We start from the raw sequence: 20,356 nt of genomic DNA on the forward strand, positions 1-20,356 counted from the left end.
GAATCGAACGGATTGTTTAAAAAATTATAACAATATTTTCAAAGCTATGAGGGTGCTATGTTATAGTAAAGACGTATCCTGTGATGACTCCGTAAACCAAATGTCCGATCAGGCTTGTGATCATGGGCATTGCACCATCGGGATGTCTCCATGGGGTTATGCCAGTAATTGGCTTGTGTATTGGTACGAGTGTTACTAGCCACAAAAACACTCCATAGGCAATTCCTGCAAAAATGATGTTCGTTGCAAACGAAAACACCATCAATGCCAACGCAAAACCCACCCCACCCAAGCCGCCGTTTGCAAAATGCAGAAAAAATATACCTTTTACGTGCAAGTTGGACTCGTCTAGTCTGAAAAGTTTTGTAGATAGGACCTGGTTTTCATGCCACTCCAAAACCCCCCTTAGGCCAAATCGCCTCCATACTGGAATCTCGACTAGTGTCATGATTAGAGTGGCAAAAAGACCAATCAAAAACGCGACAAAAAATGTACCGGCGTCTGGACTGATGTTCATGAGGCGATTCAATATCGGATAATTTTATCCGATATATTTTAGTATCTGATAGACTCATCCGATATTGTGACACAATACGCAGAATTACCTTCACACATACAAAAGAGAATAACGGAGAAGAAACAAAAACTTGGATCAAAAGGACATCTTACTCCAAGAAGAATTAAAGAGATTGACGAACGCATGCGGGTGGACTTTGTTTATAATAGCAACAAAATAGAAGGCAGTACGCTTTCCAGAGGCGAGACTGAGCTAATACTACGAGGAATAACGATAGGAAAAAAGAATATTCCAGACGCATTACGTGGAAAAGACCTCGGAGATATTCTGGTTGCACATAACCATTCCAGTGCAATTGATTTGATTAAAAAAATTGCATTTGATCGAGTTTACAAAGTAACTGAATCAGATATTAAAAAAATTCACGGAATCATAATGAAAGGAGTAATTGCTAGTGCTGGACAATACCGAAATTATGACATATCTGTAAAGGGCGCTGGCTTTACACCGCCTCCATTTTATGACATTTCAAAACACATGAGGGATCTACTGCATGCATTAAACAGCAACCCCGATGAGTTGAGGTCGATTGAGCTTGCGGCACAGATTCATTATGATTTTGCATGGGTTCACCCATTTGAGGATGGAAACGGGAGAATGTCCAGATTATTACTTAATTTGATTCTGGTGAGAAACGGATATCCGTTTGCGGTAATCAAAAGTGTTGACAAGCCGCAATATCTTAGGGCACTACGGGAAATGGACATTTCTGGTAATTTCAAGCCATTTCTGATTTATGTGTCGCGATGTGTAGAGCAGACATTGGATCTTTATCTGGCACCAAAAAAACCCTCAAAAAAGGAAGAATTCCTACCGTTGGCAAAGCTTGCAGGCGGCACGCCTTATTCTGCAGAATACCTAAGCCTGCTCGCAAGAAAGGGACGAATTGATGCTATAAAGGAAGGCAAGACGTGGAAAAGCACCAAAAAAATCATCAGCACCTATCTTAAAGAACAGGGAAAATGACATCATTCCTCCTAGAGAACGGAATCTCTGAGCATTCCACAACGCCGGAATCCTGAGCTGCAAATTCCAATTGCGCTTGCAGAAACCATTGGTGGAATATTTCTGATAGTTGGAATATTGACTAGAATTACTGGAGTGATATTCAGCATAATTCTAGTTGATGCGATATTTCACATACGATGGAATAATGGGTTTTTCATAGCAAAGGGTGGCTGGGATTTTGACTTGGCACTAATTGCTATGACTCTATTTATCGTGGTGATGGGTTCGGGTAGACTATCGATTTCATCTAGTTTGAAGAAAATTCCAAGTTTTCTCCAATAACTCTTTTTTTATTTATTTGATATGAGCACAAAACCTTTGGTCTAACTGACGCCGATTGATGGTTACGCTAGAATCTAAACTGCCTAAAAGACTACATATACCTAAAATCGGTAACTCCATCAAATGAAGACCGCATCAGTCAAGGGGCCAGCACTAGTGGATGTTACCGAGACAACAAAGCCTACTGTCGGCCCAGGCGATATCCTAGTCAAAATGCGGTCCTGTGGAATATGTGGCTCTGATGTGGAAAAGGTCTTTGGCAAATACGGACAGCCATCAATGAGGCTTGGCCATGAGCCTGCGGGAATTATTGTAGAGGTGGGATCAGGCGTTGCTAATTTTCAAAAAGATGATCGTGTCTTTACACATCACCACGTACCGTGTTATTCATGCCATCTTTGTAATCATGGAAACGAGACCATGTGTCCAAAATATTATGAGACAAATCTATCCCCATGCGGATTATCTGAAGAATATGTTGTTCCGGAATGGAATGTTACCCATGGTGGGGTCCTAAAGATTCCAAACGCAATGACCTTTGAAGAGGCAGCAATGATTGAGCCACTCGCATGCTGCGTTCGTGCATGGTCCAAATTCTCGTACAAAAAGGGCGATACATGTGCAGTCTTTGGGGCGGGGCCAACCGGAATGATGCACGTGATGCTTGCGCAGGCAAACGAGTTCTCACGGGTATTTGCCTTTGATGTTAATGACTTTAGATTGGACTTTGCGCGCTCCTTTGGGGCATTTCCTCTAAAATCTGCTGATCCCCAATCCGCACAAAAGGTCCTAACTGAGACCCAAAACCAGGGGGTTGATGTGAGTATAGTAGCAACGGGGGCTCTGTCCGCAATATCTGATGCTCTGTCTGTGACAAGAAAGGGGGGAACAATAGTGTTGTTTGGCGTTCCATCAAAGGGCGCCACAATGAATGTTGACATGAGTGTGGTGTATTCTAAAGAACTTACTCTGACTCCAAGCTATGCCGCATCGGACAAGGACTGCAAGCGAGCACTGGAACTGATATCATCTGGCAAGGTTGCAGCAAAACGGCTCATCACTCACAGATATTCACTGAGCGATTCGCAGAAAGCATTTGAGCATGCACATAGCGGCCAAAACGCCATGAAGATAGTAATAAACGGCTGAGGAAAAGATTAAGAAGGGTCTGGAAACGTCGGAGTTCAGATATGGATTATGGACTCAAAAGCAGAATAGCAAGCATTCTCAAGCCAAACAACGGACGCGGCGTAATGTTGGCAGTAGATCACGGTTATTTTCTTGGACCAACAGAAAAGCTCGAAGTACCAAAAAGAACAATTGCACCAATCGTAAAGTATTGCGATTCCCTTATGGTGACTCGAGGAATAGTCAGAAGCTCAGTTGATCCAAACTTTCCGGTGCCAATCGTACTAAGAGTATCTGGTGGCGCTAGCATCATTGGAGAGGACCTATCCAATGAAGAAATTACAACAAGCATCAAAGATGCAATCAGAATTAACGCAACCGCAGTAACAATGTCAATTTTCGTTGGAGCCAAGTACGAGCACAAGTCCTTGGTTAGCCTTGGAAATCTGGTAAATGAGGCAGAAGAATATGGCTTGCCAGTATTGGCAGTAACTGCAGTCGGAAAAGAGCTTGCAAAAAGAGACGCAAGATACCTATCACTATCATGTAGAATTGCAGCCGAATTTGGCGCACACATGGTCAAGACCTATTATTGCGATGACTTCCAAAAGGTGGTCGCATCTTGCCCCGTCCCAATTATAGTTGCAGGCGGACCAAAGATCCCAGAACGTGATGCACTAGAGTTGACGTACAACTCGATTCGAGCAGGCGCTGCAGGCGTAGATATGGGACGAAACATTTGGCAATCACAATACCCAGTTGCAATGATTAGGGCCGTGCGAGCCATCGTTCACTCTAATTACAATTTGGACCAGGCATACAAGATGTTCCAGCAACTAGCAAAGGGTCAACCACCGCAACAAAACGGAGGCAACTTTAATCAAAACAGACCAAATCCAAACCAAAACAGACCAAACCAACCACGTCCACAACAAAACCAAAACCGCCCACAAGGAAATAGGCCAAACCAGAATAGAAACCAAAACAGACCTCAAGGCAACAGACCAAATCCAAACCAAAACAGACCTCAAGGCAACAGACCAAATCCAAACCAAAACAGACCAAACCAACCACGTCCACAACAAAACCAACCACAAAACAGGCCAAATCCAAATCAAACTAAACAAAATCCAAACCAACAAAGACCACAAAACAAACCATCACAACAAAAACCAAACCAAGGAAAACCAAATCAAAACAAACCACAACAAAAACAACCACAAAGACCAGCACAAGCAAAACCTCCGCAAAAACCACAAAACAAAAAACCAGCACAAGCAAAACAGCAACCAAAACCAGCTGCACAGCCGGCAACTCCGGCACCAGCAGCCAGTAAACCACAGTAGATTTTCTCAAAACCTAATTTCTGAGTCTAATTTCTCTATGTTTGTCTAAAATGAACAAACAACCGCATTTGATTTCTTATGCCAAGTAAGGATGTTGATACTTTCAGCGGAAATAGGATACACTGTACTACTGGGAGTTGGGCTGTTTATTGCTCTAGTAGTATCGCTTATCATCAAGGCAGAAACCAAGTGGCTTGGCACAAAAAAGACCAGTGATTGGTTTTCAACCGCAGGAAGATCTGTCAAAACAGGACTGATATCGACATCAATTGTATCTGCGTGGGTATGGGCAGCCACACTGTTGCAATCCTCCACTGTTGCCTACAAGTTTGGAATATCAGGACCATTTTGGTATGCGGCAGGGGCGACAATTCCGATTGTACTCTTTGGCATACTCGCAATGCAAGTAAAAATGAAATTTCCTAATGTTACTACATTTACTCAAATCATTTATCAAAGATATGGATCACATTCGCACAAGGTCTTTTTGTTCTTTGCAATTTTGACAAATACAATTGTAACATCAATGCTGGTCTTGGGTGGTGCCGCGGTAATTCATGAAATGACTGGGATTAATCTGGAAATTGTCTCATTTTTGATTCCAGTTGGAATTATACTGTATACGTATTTTGGTGGCCTTCGGGCAACATTTCTTGCTGACTATATCAATGTCATAGTGCTATTTGTTGGCGCATTGATTTTTGTTTCATTTGTTTATTTTCTCAGTCCAGAAATTGGAGGAATCTCTGGCATGTATGAAAAGTTACAACAATCATCGATATTGATGCCAGTTAATGGCAATACTATGGGCTCATTTCTTACAATGGCATCTATTGGAGGACTGGTCTTTGGCGTCATAAACATAGTTGGAAATCTTGGAACTGTATTCATTGATCAGTCATACTGGCAACGAGCAATTGCTGCCAAAAACAAAATCGCCGGAAAAGCCTTTCTTACTGGAGGTCTGGTGTGGTTTGCAATCCCATTTGGCGTGGCATCTACGCTTGGACTAGTAGCAGTAGGCCTTGAGATCCCGATATCTGATAATGCTCTAAACAATGGACTCGTGGCCCCCTTTGCAGCCTTTGGGATACTGGATGTGTTTGGGGCAATTCTAATTTTGACAATGCTAGTCACGGCGGTGACTTCGGCAGGCTCGGCACAACTAATGGCAATTTCCTCGCTGATCAGTCAGGACATTTACAAGACTTACAAAAATCCAAACGCCACAACCGAGAAGATCTTTTCTGTCAAGCGAAAATTGGTCATAATACTTGGCATGGCAATGGGATTCTTGGGAATATTACTATTCAACTTGCACCTAAACCTACAGTATCTATATCTAGTAATGGGAATTCTAATTGGTGCTGCAGTCGGACCTGTATGTCTTGCACTGGTGTGGTCAAAAACAAACAGAATTGCCGCAACCCTTGCGGCAGTTACTGGCTTGGCATCTGGAATTGCATCCTGGCTATTATCCACTCATTCCATGTTTGGCTCAATTTCGATTCAGACTACTTCAAATGATATTTCGCTTTTGATTGGCAATGTGGTGTCAATTGGAGTTGGCTTTGCAATTACAATTCTTGGCAGCCTAATCAAATCAGAAAGATTTCATTTTCAAAAAGACACCAGCTTATCACCACAAGAAGAAAATGATGTTGTAATTGAATACAAGAAAATAAAAAAACTCGCACTAATTGTTCCGACAATTTTGGTTGTGATTATCCCACTTTCATTATATTCTTCAGGCTGGGTCTTCTCAGAGACTGGCTTTACGCTGTGGATAGGCTCAATGATTCTATGGGTTGTTGGTGCAGCAATTATCGGAATATTGTATCCAATACTAGAATCAAAGTCAGAGATTTTACAAATCATGAAAAACTCTATACTTGCGTTAACCTTTATTGGAATTGTCGCCTTTGGGCTGTTTTCTCTGTCTTTAGTAAACTCACCAAACAACCAGGCCGTTTTGGGATACTATGTGTATGCAATGTTTGGCATACTGAGCGTGTTTGGACTTGCAGTTGTTATCATAAACAAGAGGCTCAAAAATCTAGTCACTTTCCAAACACGACAACTAGAGGCCGAGCGTGACGATCTAGAGTCTATTGTGGCACAAAAAACCGACCTGCTCTTAAAAAAGGAAAAACTCGCATCAATTGGGCAGCTGTCTGCAAGAATTGCGCATGATCTGAGAAACCCACTCAGTGTTCTGCAGAGCACACTGGACATTCTGCTACTCCGAAACAATGACTATGATGAGAAAACCCTTCTACAATACCAGCGAATGAAGAGGGCAATTGACAGAATGAGTCACCAAATCGATGACGTGCTGGACTATGTACGAGTTACAAATCTGCGAATAGAGGATTGCTCACTGTATGATTTGTTGTCTTTGGTGCTGGAGAAAATAGACATGCCTAGTACGGTTGATTTCAAAATGTCAGTCAGTGACATTCGTTTGGAGTGTGACAAGCTAAAGATTGAAGCTGCCTTTACCAACCTATTTCTTAATGCGATTCAGGCAATTGATGGGGCGGGTAAAATCCGAATACGTGCAGTTGAAAAAGACAAAAATGTCATAATCGAAATAGAAGACTCTGGAGCATTACTTGATGATGAGACACTCAAGAAAATGTTCACTCCGCTTTTTACTACAAAACAGCGAGGAACCGGTCTTGGCTTGGTTAGCTGCAAAAATACAGTAGAGCAACACCATGGTACGATCTCGGTTAAAACAAAACCCACAATATTTGTCATAACGCTGCCCAAAGTTCAGGATCTCCCACGAGATGTCAAATATGACACTGCGACGACCTATTTGCATTTTTGAAAAGATTCTCGGGATTTTTTATGTTTTAAGAAATTTTTGATAGATGGATGTGAGCTATCTTCCAGCTTGGCCTTCTTACCAGAACAAAGGTTGCGCGGCCCTCAATTACAATGTGCTCGCCTGTGAATGCCTTGTTGTCTACTAGCATTCCCTTCTGGATTAGCTCAAACGCTACTATTGCAACGTCCCCAAAGAGACTGATCTTTGGGTTTCGAATGGTATAATCATAATCAGATATTGAGACAAAACGGAGCTCTTCTAGATCAACTGTTGTCTTGTAGTCCTTGAGATCATATGGCGGAACATCGGAAAAAGACGAAAATGCCGAGTCATTTAGCTGGATTTCTCGAAGCGGTGTGAGGTCTTTTGTCTTGCCACACTCAAAAAACGTCTCTATTATTCGTATAATGTCTTCTCTGTCTGACACGGAAATTTACGAGCCTACTCTGACTTTAAGCCTTGGGATTTGGCTTCAAGACATCGAGGCAATCTTTATAAAAATCTCACCAACTCTATACACTGAACATGACATACATCTTGACACAACCATTTCTGGTACTGGTCGAGCTGGTGCTGTAAATTTATACTACAGCGCATTTTTGTGGTGATTAATTTATGGAAAAACTCTCTGGCGCAAAAGCGTTAATCAAAGCATTAGAAAAACAAGGGGTCAAGGAGATCTTTGGGCTACCGGGAGGTGCGAATCTTCCAATGTATGATGAGCTATACAAGAGCAACATCAGACACATTCTAGTAAGACACGAGCAATCCGCTGCCCACATGGCAGACGGCTATGGCAGGGTATCCAGACGGGCAGGTGTGTGCTTTGCAACATCTGGTCCTGGAGCTACTAACATTGTGACAGGCCTTGCAACCGCAAATGCAGATTCATCCCCAATGGTTGCAATCACCGGACAGGTGCCGACTGCAATGATTGGACGTGATGCATTTCAGGAAAGTGACATTATAGGTATAGCAAATCCGGTTGTAAAATATTCATTTCAGCCAATAAAGGCAGTGGACATTCCAGAGGTGGTCAAAAAAGGATTTTATATTGCAGAGACTGGCAGACCAGGCGCCGTTCTTATTGATATTCCAAAAGATGTTCAGACAAACGAAGCAGACATTCCATTCCCAGACGAGGTCAAGATTCGCGGCTATCATCCATGGACCGATCCGGATGTTGTCGCAATAGAAAAGGCAATCAAACTATTACTATCATCAACAAAACCAGTCATACTAGCTGGTGGAGGAGTAATCATATCATCGGCATTTGCGGAATTGCAATCAATTGCGGAATTGCTAATGATTCCCGTAGTATCTACATTCAAGGGCAAGGGAGCATTCCCAGAGACTCATCCATTATCGCTAGGTCCAATAGGCATGCACGGACACGCAGAGGCAAACAAGATAATGTCAGAGGCTGACTGTGTGTTGGCAATTGGCACTCGTTTTTCTGATAGATCGGTTGGGCGATTTGATGAGTTTGAGAAAAATCTCAAGATCATACACTTGGATGTAGACCCTGCAGAGATTGGCAAAAACCAAACAACCAGTGTTGCAGTGGTAGGAGATGTCCGTGCATCACTTAGAATATTCTTAAGATTATTGATACAAAAGGTAACAAAACCATCCGAGGACAATGTATGGATAAAGCACGTAAAGGAAGTAAAGGAATACTGGAAAGAAAACCTCAAGCTACATCCAGGAGAATTGACTGCGGCAAGAATTTTGCGCAAGCTAAGGGAAGTAATGCCGCACCAGTCTATTGTTACAACTGAAGTCGGACAGCACCAAATGTGGGCCTCATTATTCTATGATGTGATATCACCTGGCACTTTCTTTAGCTCAACTGGATTAGGTACAATGGGTTGGGGATTCCCGGCAGCAATTGGTGCAAAGGCAGCAAGACCTGACTTGCCGGTAGTGGACATTGCAGGAGATGGCAGCTTTAACATGACAGAAAACTCGCTAGCTACATCTGTTTTGGATAATTTACCAGTTATTGTGTTCCTAGTAAACAACTACACACTAGGAATGGTTGCACAGTGGCAGCGAACATTCTATGATAGAAGAATGATTGGCGTTGATCAAAAGCAATGCCCTGACTATTGCAAGCTAGCCGAATCATATGGCGCGCAAGGAATCCGAGTCGGAAACTTGGATGAATTGGGCCAAGCAATCAAGGCAGGACTCAAATCCGATGTTGCAACAGTAATTGACATTCCAATTGACCCAGAAGAAGACGTATTGCCGTTTGTAGCGCCAGGAACCTCACTCAAGGACATGATCCTCCCATCTTAGGTGGATACAATGGTGTGGGCAATCCTATCAATTTTAGTAGAAAACAAGCCTGGAATACTATTCAAGGTGACTCATTTGTTTCGTTCTAGAAACTTTAACATTGATTCTATTTCAGTTGGCGTAACTCAAAACCCAGAGTTTTCCAAGATGACAATCACCACAATTGGTGATGAAAAGCAGATAGAGCAAATTGTAAAGCAACTAGACAAAATGATTGACACAATAGAGGTAAAGAGACTAGATGACAAAAAAACCGTATTCAGGGAGTTGTCTTTGTTTCGAGTCAAGGTCTCAAAACCATCGGATTCAATGGAGATAAACAATATTGCAAATTCGTTTGGCGCCAAGGTACACGATGCTCGAAAGGACTCACTCATGGTAGAATTGACCTCCACGCCTGACCAAATTAACAATCTTCAAGAGTTACTTGCACCATACGAAATACTAGACATTGCACGAACAGGTGTTGCAGCACTACAAAGGGGCGGAGACTGATGCGAGTTAGAATATTTGATACCACACTACGAGATGGCGAGCAAACACCAGGTGTTGCATTATCGCCAGAAAAGAAACTATCCATTGCAAAAAGACTGGATGAATTGGGCGTTGATGCAATAGAGGCAGGCTTTCCAGTAATATCTGAAGGAGAGCAACAAGGAATCAAACTAATCACAAAGGCCGGACTAAACGCAGAGATTTGTGGCCTAGCTAGGACCAACAAAAAGGATATCGATGCAGCAATTGACTGCGGTCTCAAATACATTCACACATTCATTGCAACATCGGACATTCACTTGCAGTACAAGCTAAAGATGACTCGAGAGCAGGCACTAGCAAAGGCAATTGAGGCGGTAGAGTATGGCAAAGCACATGGACTACAAGTAGAGTTTTCAGCAGAGGATGCCACTAGAACTGATAGGACATTTCTAAAGCATGTCTTCTCTGAGGTAGCAAAGGCTGGTGCAGACAGAGTGGACATTCCAGATACTGTAGGTTATTCCACTCCTCAATACATTGCAGAAATCACAAAAGACACAATTGCAGCAACCAAGTTACCAGTTTCAGTTCACTGTCACAATGACTTTGGGTTGGCAGTTGCAAATGCCATTTCTGGAATACAGGCGGGGGCTGCATGTGCACATGTTACAATAAATGGAATTGGCGAGCGAGCAGGAAATGCATCACTGGAAGAGCTAGTCATGGCATTACAATGTTTGCAATTTGATGGACAAAAATGGGAAACCGGAATCAACACCAAGCTACTATATGAAACCTCAAAGTTTGTATCAAACTTGGTTGGAATCAAGGTCCAGCCAAACAAGGCAATAGTGGGTGAGAATGCATTTGGCCACGAGTCCGGCATCCACACACATGGCATTTTGAATAATCCATTGACATACGAGCCAATCAGCCCAGAATTAGTTGGCAGAACACGTTGGCTCCAAGTAGGAAAGCATGCCGGCATTCATGGAATATCTGCAATGCTAGAAGAATATGGAGTAAAGCCATCAGAGGATCAGCTAAAGCAAATTTTGGATAAAGTCAAGGGAATTGGTGACCAAGGAAAGCAGGTAACCGAAGTGGAACTATTATCAATAGCAAATGAAATCTTATCAGAGCATCCAATAAAGAGAATAGTCCAGCTAGCCGGATTTTCCGTCTCTACTGGTATAGGTACGATGCCGTATGCGTTTGTCAAGCTAAACATTGATGGGGTTGATTATGTCGGAACTGACTATGGGGTTGGACCAGTTGACGCAGCACTTAGTGCCATTCAGAAAATCACCGGCGAGATTACAAAGGTGCGAGTCAAAGAATACAAGTTGGACTCTATTTCCGGCGGTGCAGATGCACTCTGTGAGGTTACCATTAAAGTCGAGGATGCCTATGGGAATGTCGCATCTGCAAAATCAATTGGAGAGGATATAGTGACCACAAGCGTTCAGGCAGTAATTGAGGGCATTAACCGAATAATGTTCAAAAAAACCCTCAAGCAGAAAAAAATCGGCAGCTAGGACTGACCATACTTGTACAAGATTTCACTAATTACTGGTGATGGTATTGGACCGGAGCTATCAGAATCTGTTGTGTCTGTGTTAGATACGATTCACGACAAATTGGATGTCAAATTTGATATTCAAAAATTGCTTGCCGGTGATATTGCGCTAAAGCAGTATGGCAAGGCATTGCCTGATCAGACATTAGATGCAATCAAAAAGTCTGATGTCTGCATGAAAGCACCTGTTGGCGAGTCTGCCGCCGATGTAATTGTGGTGTTGAGGCGGATGCTTGATTTGTATGCAAACATCAGACCTGCAAAATCATACCCTGGAATGAATGCACTAAAGGATGGAATAGACATGGTCATAGTTAGGGAAAACACCGAAGATCTTTACACTGGACAAGAGTTTGAGGTGCCAGGAGCTGCTGTTGCATTTAGGATTATTTCTGAAAAGGCATCTGAGAAAATTGCAAAATATGCATTTGAGACTGCAAAACTACGAAATGGCAAAAAAAGAGTAACCTGTGTACACAAGTCTAATGTAATGAGAAAAACAGATGGCTTGTTCTCTAGGGTTTGCACCGAGGTCTCTAGATCATACCCTGATGTGTCATTTGATCAAATGTATGTGGATGCATGTGCAATGAATCTCATTAGACGCCCTGAAACATTTGATGTCATAGTTACTACGAATCTCTTTGGTGATATTTTATCTGATGAATCATCCGAAGTAGTCGGTGGTTTAGGAATGGCGCCAGCTGCAAACATTGGTGATAACTTTGCATTATTTGAGCCAGTTCATGGTGCGGCATTTGATATTGCAGGAAAAGGAATTGCAAATCCATCATCGTTTATCTTGTCTGCAAAAATGATGCTTGAATGGTTGGGTAAAAAGCATAATGACTCTAAATGCTTTGATGTTGCCAAGAAATTAGAGTCTGCAGTGTATGGTGTCGTGAATAAGGGAATTAAGACGCAAGATATCGGTGGGACAAAGACTACATCTGAGTTTACTAAAGAAATAATTTCGTTATTCTAGCTGGTCTGGTTCAAATTTGATTCTCCGCGCAATTTGTGGGGGGTATAGACAGAGCACTTCCCTTTGACCTTTTTTCAAAACACTAAACTATCTGACTTCATTATGCAAGACAATGAAAGAAAGTCAGGTTCTTGCCAGACGAAATCTTTCTCAACTTAATGCTACTATAATTGCAGGAATGTTGATCTTTTTAACCATAAATGATTTGATTCCTACTGAACCTATCAAATCTGTAATTGTTGCTTCTACAATATTTGGTTTTTCTTGTCTAGTAATATCAATTGGATTATGTATTGTAGATACAAAACACCAAGTCATGTTTTCAGATGAACGACTAATGAAACGATTTGATTATGCAAAAACATTATTTTTTTCTGGAATTCTTCTCTTGTTTGTAACTGTTGCTTTGGTTTTAATTTCAAGATTCTATTCTTAAAGTAATCTCATCAAATCATTTTTCTAAAATCGAAGTTTTTGAATTTTCTAAATTCTAGCAATGTTTGGGTTTGGAATTGTTTACTGACTGCTCTTTCCAAGACAATCTGATCTGCAAAATACCGAATGCGATCACAATACAGGTAAGAGCAAGTACGATGTTATTTGTATGTAGAGTCGTGGTGGTACTAGATGGTTCAATTTGTAAAAATACACCTTTTTCAAGAGATTGTTGGATGTATGATTGCGGAAGTTTAGCTATATCTCCACTTCTGAATCGATTAATTTCATTTGCTGTAAGTAATACAAAAAATGGTTTATCACCTTCAAAGGTGTATTTAATCATCCCACTGCCAAAGTATTTTCGATCATCGTTGTTCTTTTTTATAGGGAAATTTGCTGTATAGTATTGATTATCCATTAGACTTTTTTCTGAATTCACTGCAAATGGAAACATGATGAAATACTCTTCATCTAACAAGTTCCATGCATCTTCAGGCAGATCTGGAAACTCCATTGTAACTTCAACTGTGATTGGATTTTGTGCACTCAATGCAGTTGTTTTTAATAGCAAATTAGTTTCTGAATGATGACTAGCGATGATTTTACGGATTGTTTGGTTTTCTCCATTCGGAATGTATTCTTGAACTGCAAGAATAGCATCTTTTTCCACCACTATGGGTGGCACAAATTCGTATGTAGGATTAAACAATCCCAAATATGCAATAATCGTCAATATTATTAGTAAAGAAAGACCAAGAACAGTAAAACCGTTGGCTTGTTTTTTAGTTATAGTCATTTCCAATACTCTATTTTTGTGACATCATTATTGCACGTGTTATCAGTGATTTAATTGATTTTAGCGCATCAGGGTTTTTTTCTGAAATTTGTTTTGCAAATTCAAACGCAACAGTGGGCTTGGAATTTCCATATTCCCGTTCAAGAGCATTATACAAATCCCCATTGATTTCTTTTAAGAGATCTTCAAGATTTCCATAATCTATTAGTATTATTTTTTGATCTCCTCCAATACTTTCTTTTGTCATAAAACAATGATCCAGATGTTTTAACAAGCCTAACGAATTTCTATCTGAGAATACAATGTATGGGATGGTAAAAGCATCCAATAATTTTTGATACTTGGCAAAGTTGGAGTTTCCCCCCACATTAACTACTAAAACATCATTATTTGCAAGGTTAAGATCAGGCTCAATTGTTTGTAAGTATTCCGCTATTCCGAACAGATTCTTATCAGATTCACCCTCAGTCAATATGACACATTTTGCAAAAAATATTCTGGTGTCAATCTGATGCTTTAGTCTACTTCTTTGCTGATCAAATTCTTCTTTGTTTATAATTGAGATTTTACTTTGTTCGTTGGCCCTTTTGACATAAATTATGTTTGCAGATTTTTCAAAAATCAGATAATGTGTTAGTTCTGGAGAATGCGTTATTATGATAAATTGATTGGTTTCATTCTCCTGAATTTTTGATATTAATGCTCTCATCTTTGGTGGATGGAGATTGAGTGTAGGCTCGTCCATCAGAATAACTGAATTTTCAGTTCCAAACGCGGTAGTAACCAAATATAGAATTTCAGATATTCCAGAACCGACCTGATCAATCGAATAATGTAATTTTGATGTCTTGTTAACTATGATGATCTTTGGAAATTTCGGCTCGCTTTTGAGATCAACTTTTGACACTCTTGGTCTTTTTTCTATTATGTAATCTAGAATCACATCAAATTCCAGATCATCTGATCTACATAGTTCATCAAAAGCATCTTTAATTGTCGAATATCTTTCCCGGTCTGACAGCTTGGGTGAATTTCGTAAACTAAACAAAAATTGTGCCATATTACTTCCATCTTCTTTTAGATTATCCGTAAACCCTATGTCTTTCTTCTGTGCACGTGATTCTAGGGTATCATTGAACCAATTAGTCTGGCTTGCTTCTCCACCTTGGTTGTAACTTCTCTCGAATTGAATCTCTTTTGCCATCTCTGACATCATTATCTGGTTTAGTCTTATACCGCTACCTGACTGTCTTATTCCATTGGCAAGAATTTTCCCAAGAACGTCTGCAAATGAAAAATCAGTATTACTGTGTGCGTCAATATCCAAAAATGTCATTATGTTTTGAATTATTGTTCTGCCGTTGTCCGGCATATTGTAATTCGAATCTCGTCTATAATTTTCCACTTTAAGAAACCCATTTGGATTAGAGTCGCAGAATCTATTTGTTTCCGATATTGGATTGTTGGATTCCGCTAATCGCTCTAAAACCTCATGAAGCGGAGGTTCCTTGATATCTGGATATCCATCTTTCTCAGTTGATTTATTTGATATCAAAAAATAGCTTGAAACAAAACGACTAAAGAACACTAATCCTAATTTCTTGAATTCTAATTCAACAAACGGTTCAAATCCTGATCTATCAAGACTTTTTCTCCATGAAAGTCGAATTACCAAATATCGAAACAATTCAATTAGATTTTCAAAGTTTTTGAATTCATAAAATCTAGACATGTTATTTGGAGGTTCCAGATGAAAGCTAAGAAATTCTACTAGTAATCGTGATTCTGATCTTGATAGAATCATGTCTGATTCAAGAGACGCACTTGATGTTTTAGGAAACATTTCAGATTCATTAAGGTCTTTTTTATTTGCTAGAGTGTTAACAAGTAATTTCACAATTCTAAAAATATTCGATTTGCCAGAATTATTAGGCCCAGCAATTACATTATTTTTTGCTAATTCTATGGTATTGCCGTTTGAATAAGAATACAGATTATCAAATTTCAAACTGTTAATGTAGACCATAGAAACAATCAGTGCCTTCTTTGTTTAAAATTATCTAAATATGGACGAATGTGAGAATGTGATTAAATCATAGTTCTAAACAGGTCAATTTGAGCCAAATTTGACGCTCATTTAATGCCGTTTGAAACCAAAAATCATCAAATGCCACGCACGTTTGATCAAATGAAAACCTCAAACTCACTCAAACAGGCACATTTGAACGCCTATTTCACAGGCATTGAATTTAATTTCAAACCCGTTTAATTTTTTGATTTAATTAAACGTCTTTTCAAACCGACGTTAAATTATCCAGTTTGAGCGAAATCTTGTCGTATATTTTGATGGACTTGACGTCATTTAGATTCCGCTTGATGTGCCATGAGATAGATTCGTTTATGTCTAGATTCCGTCTGTCTTACGGGGATAGTACGAGAATTTTTTCGTAGTATTAGTATTGATTTAATATATTTCTAAATTTGACTAGATTCAATATTGTACGCTCTTTTTGCCTACTAACTCCAACAAGTCTTTTGGATATTTCTTTCTATATTCTGCGGAAACATCATCAGGGACAAACTTGAGGTTGCTAGTATCTATTGCGGAGCTATATGTGGATGTGAAATAACACTCATACTCTTGCTTAAAGTCAATCTCGGGATCCCTTTTTTCTGACTCGATGAATTTTTTGCTTAGAATGTTATGGTCTATTCCAATTTGGTATGGCACTCTGAAGGGAAACCAGTCCAAGATAAAGCCCAAATCTTTCTTGTATTTGCCTTTCTTCCATAATGCATTAACTCTGTCTACTAATGTCTGATGGGTGTCATCTTTTACTGGAATGTCGAATTGCTTTCCAAGTACCTTCATTGACTCCATCCAGTAGTTATAGTAAAATCCTCGACGCCCATTGGGAGTAGACTCTAGTATAAAATCCGCATCATCTCTTTGAGCCAAGTTTGGCTTCAAAGCATTCATTGCTGATTGGTCTTGCCTCATTCCAGTGTGTGCTGCCTCTGTGAAAAATATTGCAATGAGATCATCTGCTCCCCTAAATGACTGGGCTTTTTCCTGTCTTACCATGGCCCATGCAAAGGCCCTAGTGCCATTTGTAAACTCTATTGTTGGCTCTGGCCCAAATTTCTTTTTTCTGATCAAATCTGATTCATGTATTTTTTCTGCCCCATCCATTGCCTCCTCCCAAGTCATACTGCCTGACTCTATTTTGGGAATGTATTCTGGATCAAAGTATCTAAAAGCATATCTTCCATCTGGATGATCCTTGTCCATGAATAACTCGTAGAGTCTATACAGGACTTCTCTGGCCACTTTGAGCTCATTGCCTGCACCATATAGGATGTCATGACCTGCATAACGATCAAATACGTTGAGTGCAAATGATGTATTTACCGTCTCTGTGGCTCCAAGTTTTCTGGACTTGTTCATAATTACTCGGTGCTGGGTTTGGATTGCCATGTGATAGTCTACTTGGAATGGCGCCAAGTCCTGTATTTGGCCTGTCAGCTTGGATAATGGATTTCCAAGCATTCTCCTAAAGTAGATAATATCTGTAGTAAACGACCAGTTTTTCGTTTTTTTGTATTTCTTTTTTGCTCTCTTTTTTTGTGCAGCAAAGTATGCCTTAGTGTCCTCATCTGATATTCTCATTCTGTATCCTCGTCTGGATTGCTGTTTAGCAAAGCCCATTTTTTGGCACCAATGTTTGCCATGTCTATTAGGGTTCCACGCAACTCCGTGTAGATGTATCTTGGAACCTGTTGTTGGTTTTCTGTATATCTGTCTGCGTCTTTTTCCAGTCTTTTGCAAATTGATTGTGCTTTACCAATCAATGTGTCGTAGTAATTCGACATTCTCTGAGGTATTTCACTCCTATCTGTAGTTTGATTAGAATAAAATTCATCATTAAATTCTTTTTTATATTTGTAAACAGTGTCCTTATCGTATCCTGTTTGTGCAACTATGTATGGTACTTCAAATCCCTGAGAAAGAAGATTCCAAATCTTGGATTTGATTTCTTTTTCTTCTTTTTTTGTTGGACGTCCAGCTCTTCTCATTACTTGTTTTGTAAACTCCTAATAGATAAAACCAACTTCGTAAGTCCATTAGGTGCATCATCTTATATTGTCAAGGTGATCTGAATGAAAATTCATAACACATTTATTACGGAACTAGTTTTACCAAAAACCGGATTTTTAATTATAGAATTATAGAACTATAATTTTTTTTCCAAGAAAAAATGATCACAAAAAATATCAGAGTTATGAACTTGATTTTTTCTTTTCCCAATTATTCCCAATTATTTTCTATCTAACACATGACAAACCATTCCTAATTTTGGCAAATTATGTAGGAATGGTGTGGAAAATGAACATCTTTTACATTAAGAATATTTTTGTATAATCAAATTCACTTGACAATCATACATAGAGAACATGAATAGTCAGGCACACTATTATCAAAATGCTCAAAACAAGTTAAATCCTCAAAGCAAATTACATTTAGTCCAAAACCCAATAAGGCACCATATTCGAATTATTCCATTGGATGCTCATTACACTAAAACCACAAGACCAGACCCAAGCTCAGAAGGAAAAACATACTCTGATCATACCTTACTAAAAAACACCATACACTGCTGTGACCAATTCAAGGAATTCTGCAAAAAGTTCCCAAGCTGGAGCTACGAATTAGGAAGATTCACCATCATTGATTCAATCACCTATGATTCCAATACGCAAACGCAAATCAACTATTGCCCATTTTGCGGGCAGAAAATCAAATACAAGCAGGTAAAGTCCTAGGCTATCTCGTTTTCACACTGTGTGGAGCATACTGGCTTTCCAAAGTTTCCCTCATATTCCCGTCCACAATGGACGCACTTTCTAAAGCTCATCAGAATCATTACGCATCCATCGCATATAATGTTGCACTAACATTGTTAAGTCGATATTATACAATCATGGAATGGTGAATTTTCTGGCAAAATGCAGAATCTGTAATACTGAATTTGCCATACCCGACATGGGCCCATGCACGGACCTAGAGTACAAATCCTACATTTCTGATTCAGGCTTTGTGTGCAAGTGCGGCAAAAACGATTGGACACTCATACCATAAAATCAGGCGAACTTGTTTTATGCAATGAATGCCGTATTATAACCATGGTCCTAGTCTATGTCGGAATTGGAATTGCAGTACTGATTGCCATATTCTTATTCAAAAAGATACTCTCCTCATCGCCCTCCAATGCATTCAAGTTTGAGATATTTTGCAAAAAGTGCGGAGCAAAAACCGGCGGACTCAAATGCTCAAGGTGCGAGAGCTCCTCAAAAAAGCAAAACTGGAGATAATCTAGAAAAAAACGAGTTCTAAGGGATGATATAGTCTGCCCTTGCGTGAACTCTTTGCATGTATTGGCTGTCTGTTATTGCCGGCCTCAGATACGAGAACTGGATCACATTACCTGGGCTTGCCTTGCAGTCAGCAACTGTTATCGGGTATCCGTTGCTTCCATCAACCACACATCCCCTTTCCGTTACTGCAATCACTGTTGCAGTCTCTGTAACACTGACTGGAATCCAGTGTGCTACTGGGGCTATGGTGGTGAGGACCAGTACAGAAAACACCGCAACGCCAAGTGATGTGAACAACACCCGAGGCGTCAGTACTTTTTGGACTTGTGTTTGCATGTTTTATTCCTCGGGTAATAATACGTGATTGTCTCTTAAAAGCACAGCGATGATCTCACCAACTAGTGCTAATCATATCAAAAAAACAAAACTAGAAATTACCCATTTTACATTCTCAAAAAGATTTTTGCACTTTATTTTACATCAGATGATGGCGGATTGATTGACCAAAAAAACATCATCAGACACAATGGTATCATGCAAACTATACCAGCTATAACAAACACGACATAGTATCCAGAGTGCAATCCCGGAACCAGCGGCCCGGGAAATACTGCATAGGCCCAGACAAATATCACAAAGCCTACGATTAGTTTGTTTTTTCGTATGATCTGCTTCCAAGACAGTTTTGCCTTTTTGATATAGCATTTTTTGCATCGTGTATGGTCATCTGTCATGCATGATGTGCATACTGTCTTTGAGCAAAAGTAGCATTTCCTGTCCCCAAATGCAGAGCTGCAAAATTCACAGATTCCCAATTACATCAATTGGGGTTTGCAGTTTATCTTTTTTTGGTATTGTTGAATAACACCAGATTAAAAAGCACGTAGTCACCATGGCTCACGTGGCAAAACCACTTGATAACACATTAGAAGCATTTCAAAATATTGAAGATGCAATATCCGACATTAGATCACAGAAAAATGTCATGACCAATCCAGCAATGATTTCAGATTATGATAAAATATTGGCCTATCTGGAAAAAGCATCAGATGATTTAATCAATGCGATTGTGATATTTCGGAGACATGAAGGGTCTCTGTAAATGCGTCCATTGTTCCCAAATAGTTGCAATTCTTGCACAGATAAAACATAGTGCCGTTTGAATGACTTACAAACTCTTGGGGTTCTGCTTTTGGGCAGTTTGGCCTTCTGGAACCGTGTCTG

Annotated in this window: 22 protein-coding genes; 14 read left to right on the forward strand and 8 right to left on the reverse strand. The window is 40.0% G+C overall.

Going from position 1 to position 20,356, the window contains the following annotated elements:
- Nucleotides 1-55 precede the first annotated feature (55 nt).
- A complete protein-coding gene (locus SU86_RS03835; protein WP_048187619.1) occupies nucleotides 56-517 on the reverse strand; it encodes a hypothetical protein in 462 nt (153 codons plus the stop codon).
- A gap of 66 nt (nucleotides 518-583) precedes the next feature.
- On the opposite strand from SU86_RS03835, the gene SU86_RS03840 reads away from it, so the two are divergent.
- The 5 genes from SU86_RS03840 (at nucleotide 584) to SU86_RS03860 (ending at nucleotide 7,177) form a co-directional block, all read left to right on the forward strand.
- Complete coding sequence (locus SU86_RS03840; RefSeq protein ID WP_048187621.1) at nucleotides 584-1,543, forward strand: Fic family protein; 960 nt, start codon at nucleotides 584-586, stop codon at nucleotides 1,541-1,543.
- A 69-nt stretch (nucleotides 1,544-1,612) separates the two neighbouring features.
- Entirely contained in the window at nucleotides 1,613-1,867 is a 255-nt protein-coding gene (locus SU86_RS03845) for a DoxX family protein (protein WP_256363755.1), read from the forward strand.
- 123 nt (nucleotides 1,868-1,990) lie between these two features.
- Nucleotides 1,991-3,016, forward strand: coding sequence for a zinc-dependent dehydrogenase (locus SU86_RS03850; protein WP_048187623.1), 1,026 nt, complete (start codon nucleotides 1,991-1,993; stop codon nucleotides 3,014-3,016).
- The gene (gene lsrF / locus SU86_RS03855; protein ID WP_256363756.1) at nucleotides 3,013-4,341 is read left to right on the forward strand and encodes a 3-hydroxy-5-phosphonooxypentane-2,4-dione thiolase; all 1,329 of its coding nucleotides are present in this window, start codon (nucleotides 3,013-3,015) and stop codon (nucleotides 4,339-4,341) included. The genes SU86_RS03850 and lsrF overlap by 4 nt, the downstream gene beginning before the upstream one ends.
- A gap of 91 nt (nucleotides 4,342-4,432) precedes the next feature.
- Complete coding sequence (locus tag SU86_RS03860) at nucleotides 4,433-7,177, forward strand: sodium:solute symporter family transporter (protein ID WP_052755475.1); 2,745 nt, start codon at nucleotides 4,433-4,435, stop codon at nucleotides 7,175-7,177.
- A 25-nt stretch (nucleotides 7,178-7,202) separates the two neighbouring features.
- Here the strand turns inward: SU86_RS03860 and SU86_RS03870 are convergent, their stop codons facing one another.
- The gene (locus tag SU86_RS03870) at nucleotides 7,203-7,604 is read right to left on the reverse strand and encodes a YybH family protein (protein WP_048187624.1); all 402 of its coding nucleotides are present in this window, start codon (nucleotides 7,602-7,604) and stop codon (nucleotides 7,203-7,205) included.
- A 188-nt stretch (nucleotides 7,605-7,792) separates the two neighbouring features.
- Between SU86_RS03870 and ilvB the strand changes: the two genes are divergently transcribed.
- The 5 genes from ilvB (at nucleotide 7,793) to SU86_RS03895 (ending at nucleotide 12,958) form a co-directional block, all read left to right on the forward strand.
- Nucleotides 7,793-9,481 (forward strand): biosynthetic-type acetolactate synthase large subunit, encoded by a 1,689-nt coding sequence (ilvB, locus tag SU86_RS03875; protein WP_048187626.1) that lies wholly within the window; start codon nucleotides 7,793-7,795, stop codon nucleotides 9,479-9,481.
- Between the two features lie 12 nt (nucleotides 9,482-9,493).
- On the forward strand, nucleotides 9,494-9,976 hold the full coding sequence (gene ilvN, locus SU86_RS03880) for an acetolactate synthase small subunit (RefSeq protein ID WP_048189161.1): 483 nt from the start codon (nucleotides 9,494-9,496) through the stop codon (nucleotides 9,974-9,976).
- Complete coding sequence (locus SU86_RS03885) at nucleotides 9,976-11,496, forward strand: 2-isopropylmalate synthase (protein ID WP_048187629.1); 1,521 nt, start codon at nucleotides 9,976-9,978, stop codon at nucleotides 11,494-11,496. Before ilvN ends, SU86_RS03885 begins: the two co-directional genes overlap by 1 nt.
- A gap of 12 nt (nucleotides 11,497-11,508) precedes the next feature.
- On the forward strand, nucleotides 11,509-12,522 hold the full coding sequence (locus SU86_RS03890; RefSeq protein WP_048187632.1) for an isocitrate/isopropylmalate dehydrogenase family protein: 1,014 nt from the start codon (nucleotides 11,509-11,511) through the stop codon (nucleotides 12,520-12,522).
- A gap of 112 nt (nucleotides 12,523-12,634) precedes the next feature.
- The gene (locus tag SU86_RS03895) at nucleotides 12,635-12,958 is read left to right on the forward strand and encodes a hypothetical protein (protein ID WP_048187633.1); all 324 of its coding nucleotides are present in this window, start codon (nucleotides 12,635-12,637) and stop codon (nucleotides 12,956-12,958) included.
- A 54-nt stretch (nucleotides 12,959-13,012) separates the two neighbouring features.
- Here the strand turns inward: SU86_RS03895 and SU86_RS03900 are convergent, their stop codons facing one another.
- The 4 genes from SU86_RS03900 to SU86_RS03915 all read right to left on the reverse strand — a co-directional run bounded on the left by SU86_RS03900 (nucleotide 13,013) and on the right by SU86_RS03915 (nucleotide 17,833).
- Complete coding sequence (locus tag SU86_RS03900) at nucleotides 13,013-13,756, reverse strand: hypothetical protein (protein ID WP_048187635.1); 744 nt, start codon at nucleotides 13,754-13,756, stop codon at nucleotides 13,013-13,015.
- Nucleotides 13,757-13,766: 10 nt separating this feature from the next.
- Nucleotides 13,767-15,782, reverse strand: coding sequence for an AAA family ATPase (locus SU86_RS03905; RefSeq protein ID WP_048187637.1), 2,016 nt, complete (start codon nucleotides 15,780-15,782; stop codon nucleotides 13,767-13,769).
- Between the two features lie 465 nt (nucleotides 15,783-16,247).
- On the reverse strand, nucleotides 16,248-17,465 hold the full coding sequence (locus tag SU86_RS03910; RefSeq protein ID WP_148550769.1) for a hypothetical protein: 1,218 nt from the start codon (nucleotides 17,463-17,465) through the stop codon (nucleotides 16,248-16,250).
- The gene (locus SU86_RS03915) at nucleotides 17,423-17,833 is read right to left on the reverse strand and encodes a hypothetical protein (RefSeq protein WP_048187641.1); all 411 of its coding nucleotides are present in this window, start codon (nucleotides 17,831-17,833) and stop codon (nucleotides 17,423-17,425) included. The genes SU86_RS03910 and SU86_RS03915 overlap by 43 nt, the downstream gene beginning before the upstream one ends.
- A gap of 378 nt (nucleotides 17,834-18,211) precedes the next feature.
- On the opposite strand from SU86_RS03915, the gene SU86_RS03920 reads away from it, so the two are divergent.
- From SU86_RS03920 to SU86_RS03925, 3 genes are all read left to right on the forward strand, one after another.
- On the forward strand, nucleotides 18,212-18,580 hold the full coding sequence (locus SU86_RS03920) for a hypothetical protein (protein ID WP_236687758.1): 369 nt from the start codon (nucleotides 18,212-18,214) through the stop codon (nucleotides 18,578-18,580).
- 166 nt (nucleotides 18,581-18,746) lie between these two features.
- Nucleotides 18,747-18,896 (forward strand): hypothetical protein, encoded by a 150-nt coding sequence (locus tag SU86_RS09760; protein ID WP_158507471.1) that lies wholly within the window; start codon nucleotides 18,747-18,749, stop codon nucleotides 18,894-18,896.
- 44 nt (nucleotides 18,897-18,940) lie between these two features.
- Nucleotides 18,941-19,129: a hypothetical protein gene (locus tag SU86_RS03925; protein WP_048187643.1), complete on the forward strand. Its 189-nt coding sequence runs from the start codon at nucleotides 18,941-18,943 to the stop codon at nucleotides 19,127-19,129.
- 18 nt (nucleotides 19,130-19,147) lie between these two features.
- On the opposite strand, the gene SU86_RS03930 is transcribed toward SU86_RS03925, so the two are convergent.
- Together SU86_RS03930 and SU86_RS03935 are read right to left on the reverse strand one after the other, a co-directional pair.
- Nucleotides 19,148-19,468 (reverse strand): hypothetical protein, encoded by a 321-nt coding sequence (locus SU86_RS03930; protein WP_048187646.1) that lies wholly within the window; start codon nucleotides 19,466-19,468, stop codon nucleotides 19,148-19,150.
- Nucleotides 19,469-19,602: 134 nt separating this feature from the next.
- Nucleotides 19,603-19,947 carry a hypothetical protein gene (locus SU86_RS03935; RefSeq protein WP_236687760.1) on the reverse strand — a complete coding sequence of 115 codons (345 nt, stop codon included), beginning with the start codon at nucleotides 19,945-19,947 and terminating at the stop codon, nucleotides 19,603-19,605.
- A gap of 86 nt (nucleotides 19,948-20,033) precedes the next feature.
- Between SU86_RS03935 and SU86_RS03940 the strand changes: the two genes are divergently transcribed.
- Nucleotides 20,034-20,234, forward strand: a complete 201-nt coding sequence (locus tag SU86_RS03940; protein ID WP_148550771.1) for a hypothetical protein — start codon at nucleotides 20,034-20,036, stop codon at nucleotides 20,232-20,234.
- Nucleotides 20,235-20,356 lie beyond the last annotated feature (122 nt).

Source organism: Candidatus Nitrosotenuis cloacae, assembly GCF_000955905.1.
In the GTDB taxonomy this organism is placed as follows: domain Archaea; phylum Thermoproteota; class Nitrososphaeria; order Nitrososphaerales; family Nitrosopumilaceae; genus Nitrosotenuis; species Nitrosotenuis cloacae.

Bases quoted from the DNA above. Each gene is read 5' to 3' on its own strand.
- SU86_RS03850 (WP_048187623.1), top strand. From the start codon at position 1,991: ATGAAGACCGCATCAGTCAAGGGGCCAGCACTAGTGGATGTTACCGAG.
- SU86_RS03835 (WP_048187619.1), bottom strand. From the start codon at position 517: ATGAACATCAGTCCAGACGCCGGTACATTTTTTGTCGCGTTTTTGATT.
- SU86_RS03905 (WP_048187637.1), bottom strand. From the start codon at position 15,782: ATGGTCTACATTAACAGTTTGAAATTTGATAATCTGTATTCTTATTCA.
- SU86_RS03900 (WP_048187635.1), bottom strand. From the start codon at position 13,756: ATGACTATAACTAAAAAACAAGCCAACGGTTTTACTGTTCTTGGTCTT.
- SU86_RS03860 (WP_052755475.1), top strand. From the start codon at position 4,433: ATGTTGATACTTTCAGCGGAAATAGGATACACTGTACTACTGGGAGTT.
- SU86_RS03925 (WP_048187643.1), top strand. From the start codon at position 18,941: ATGGTCCTAGTCTATGTCGGAATTGGAATTGCAGTACTGATTGCCATA.
- SU86_RS03920 (WP_236687758.1), top strand. From the start codon at position 18,212: ATGAATAGTCAGGCACACTATTATCAAAATGCTCAAAACAAGTTAAAT.
- SU86_RS03910 (WP_148550769.1), bottom strand. From the start codon at position 17,465: ATGGGCTTTGCTAAACAGCAATCCAGACGAGGATACAGAATGAGAATA.
- SU86_RS03930 (WP_048187646.1), bottom strand. From the start codon at position 19,468: ATGCAAACACAAGTCCAAAAAGTACTGACGCCTCGGGTGTTGTTCACA.
- SU86_RS03885 (WP_048187629.1), top strand. From the start codon at position 9,976: ATGCGAGTTAGAATATTTGATACCACACTACGAGATGGCGAGCAAACA.
- SU86_RS03895 (WP_048187633.1), top strand. From the start codon at position 12,635: ATGAAAGAAAGTCAGGTTCTTGCCAGACGAAATCTTTCTCAACTTAAT.
- ilvB (WP_048187626.1), top strand. From the start codon at position 7,793: ATGGAAAAACTCTCTGGCGCAAAAGCGTTAATCAAAGCATTAGAAAAA.
- SU86_RS03915 (WP_048187641.1), bottom strand. From the start codon at position 17,833: ATGAGAAGAGCTGGACGTCCAACAAAAAAAGAAGAAAAAGAAATCAAA.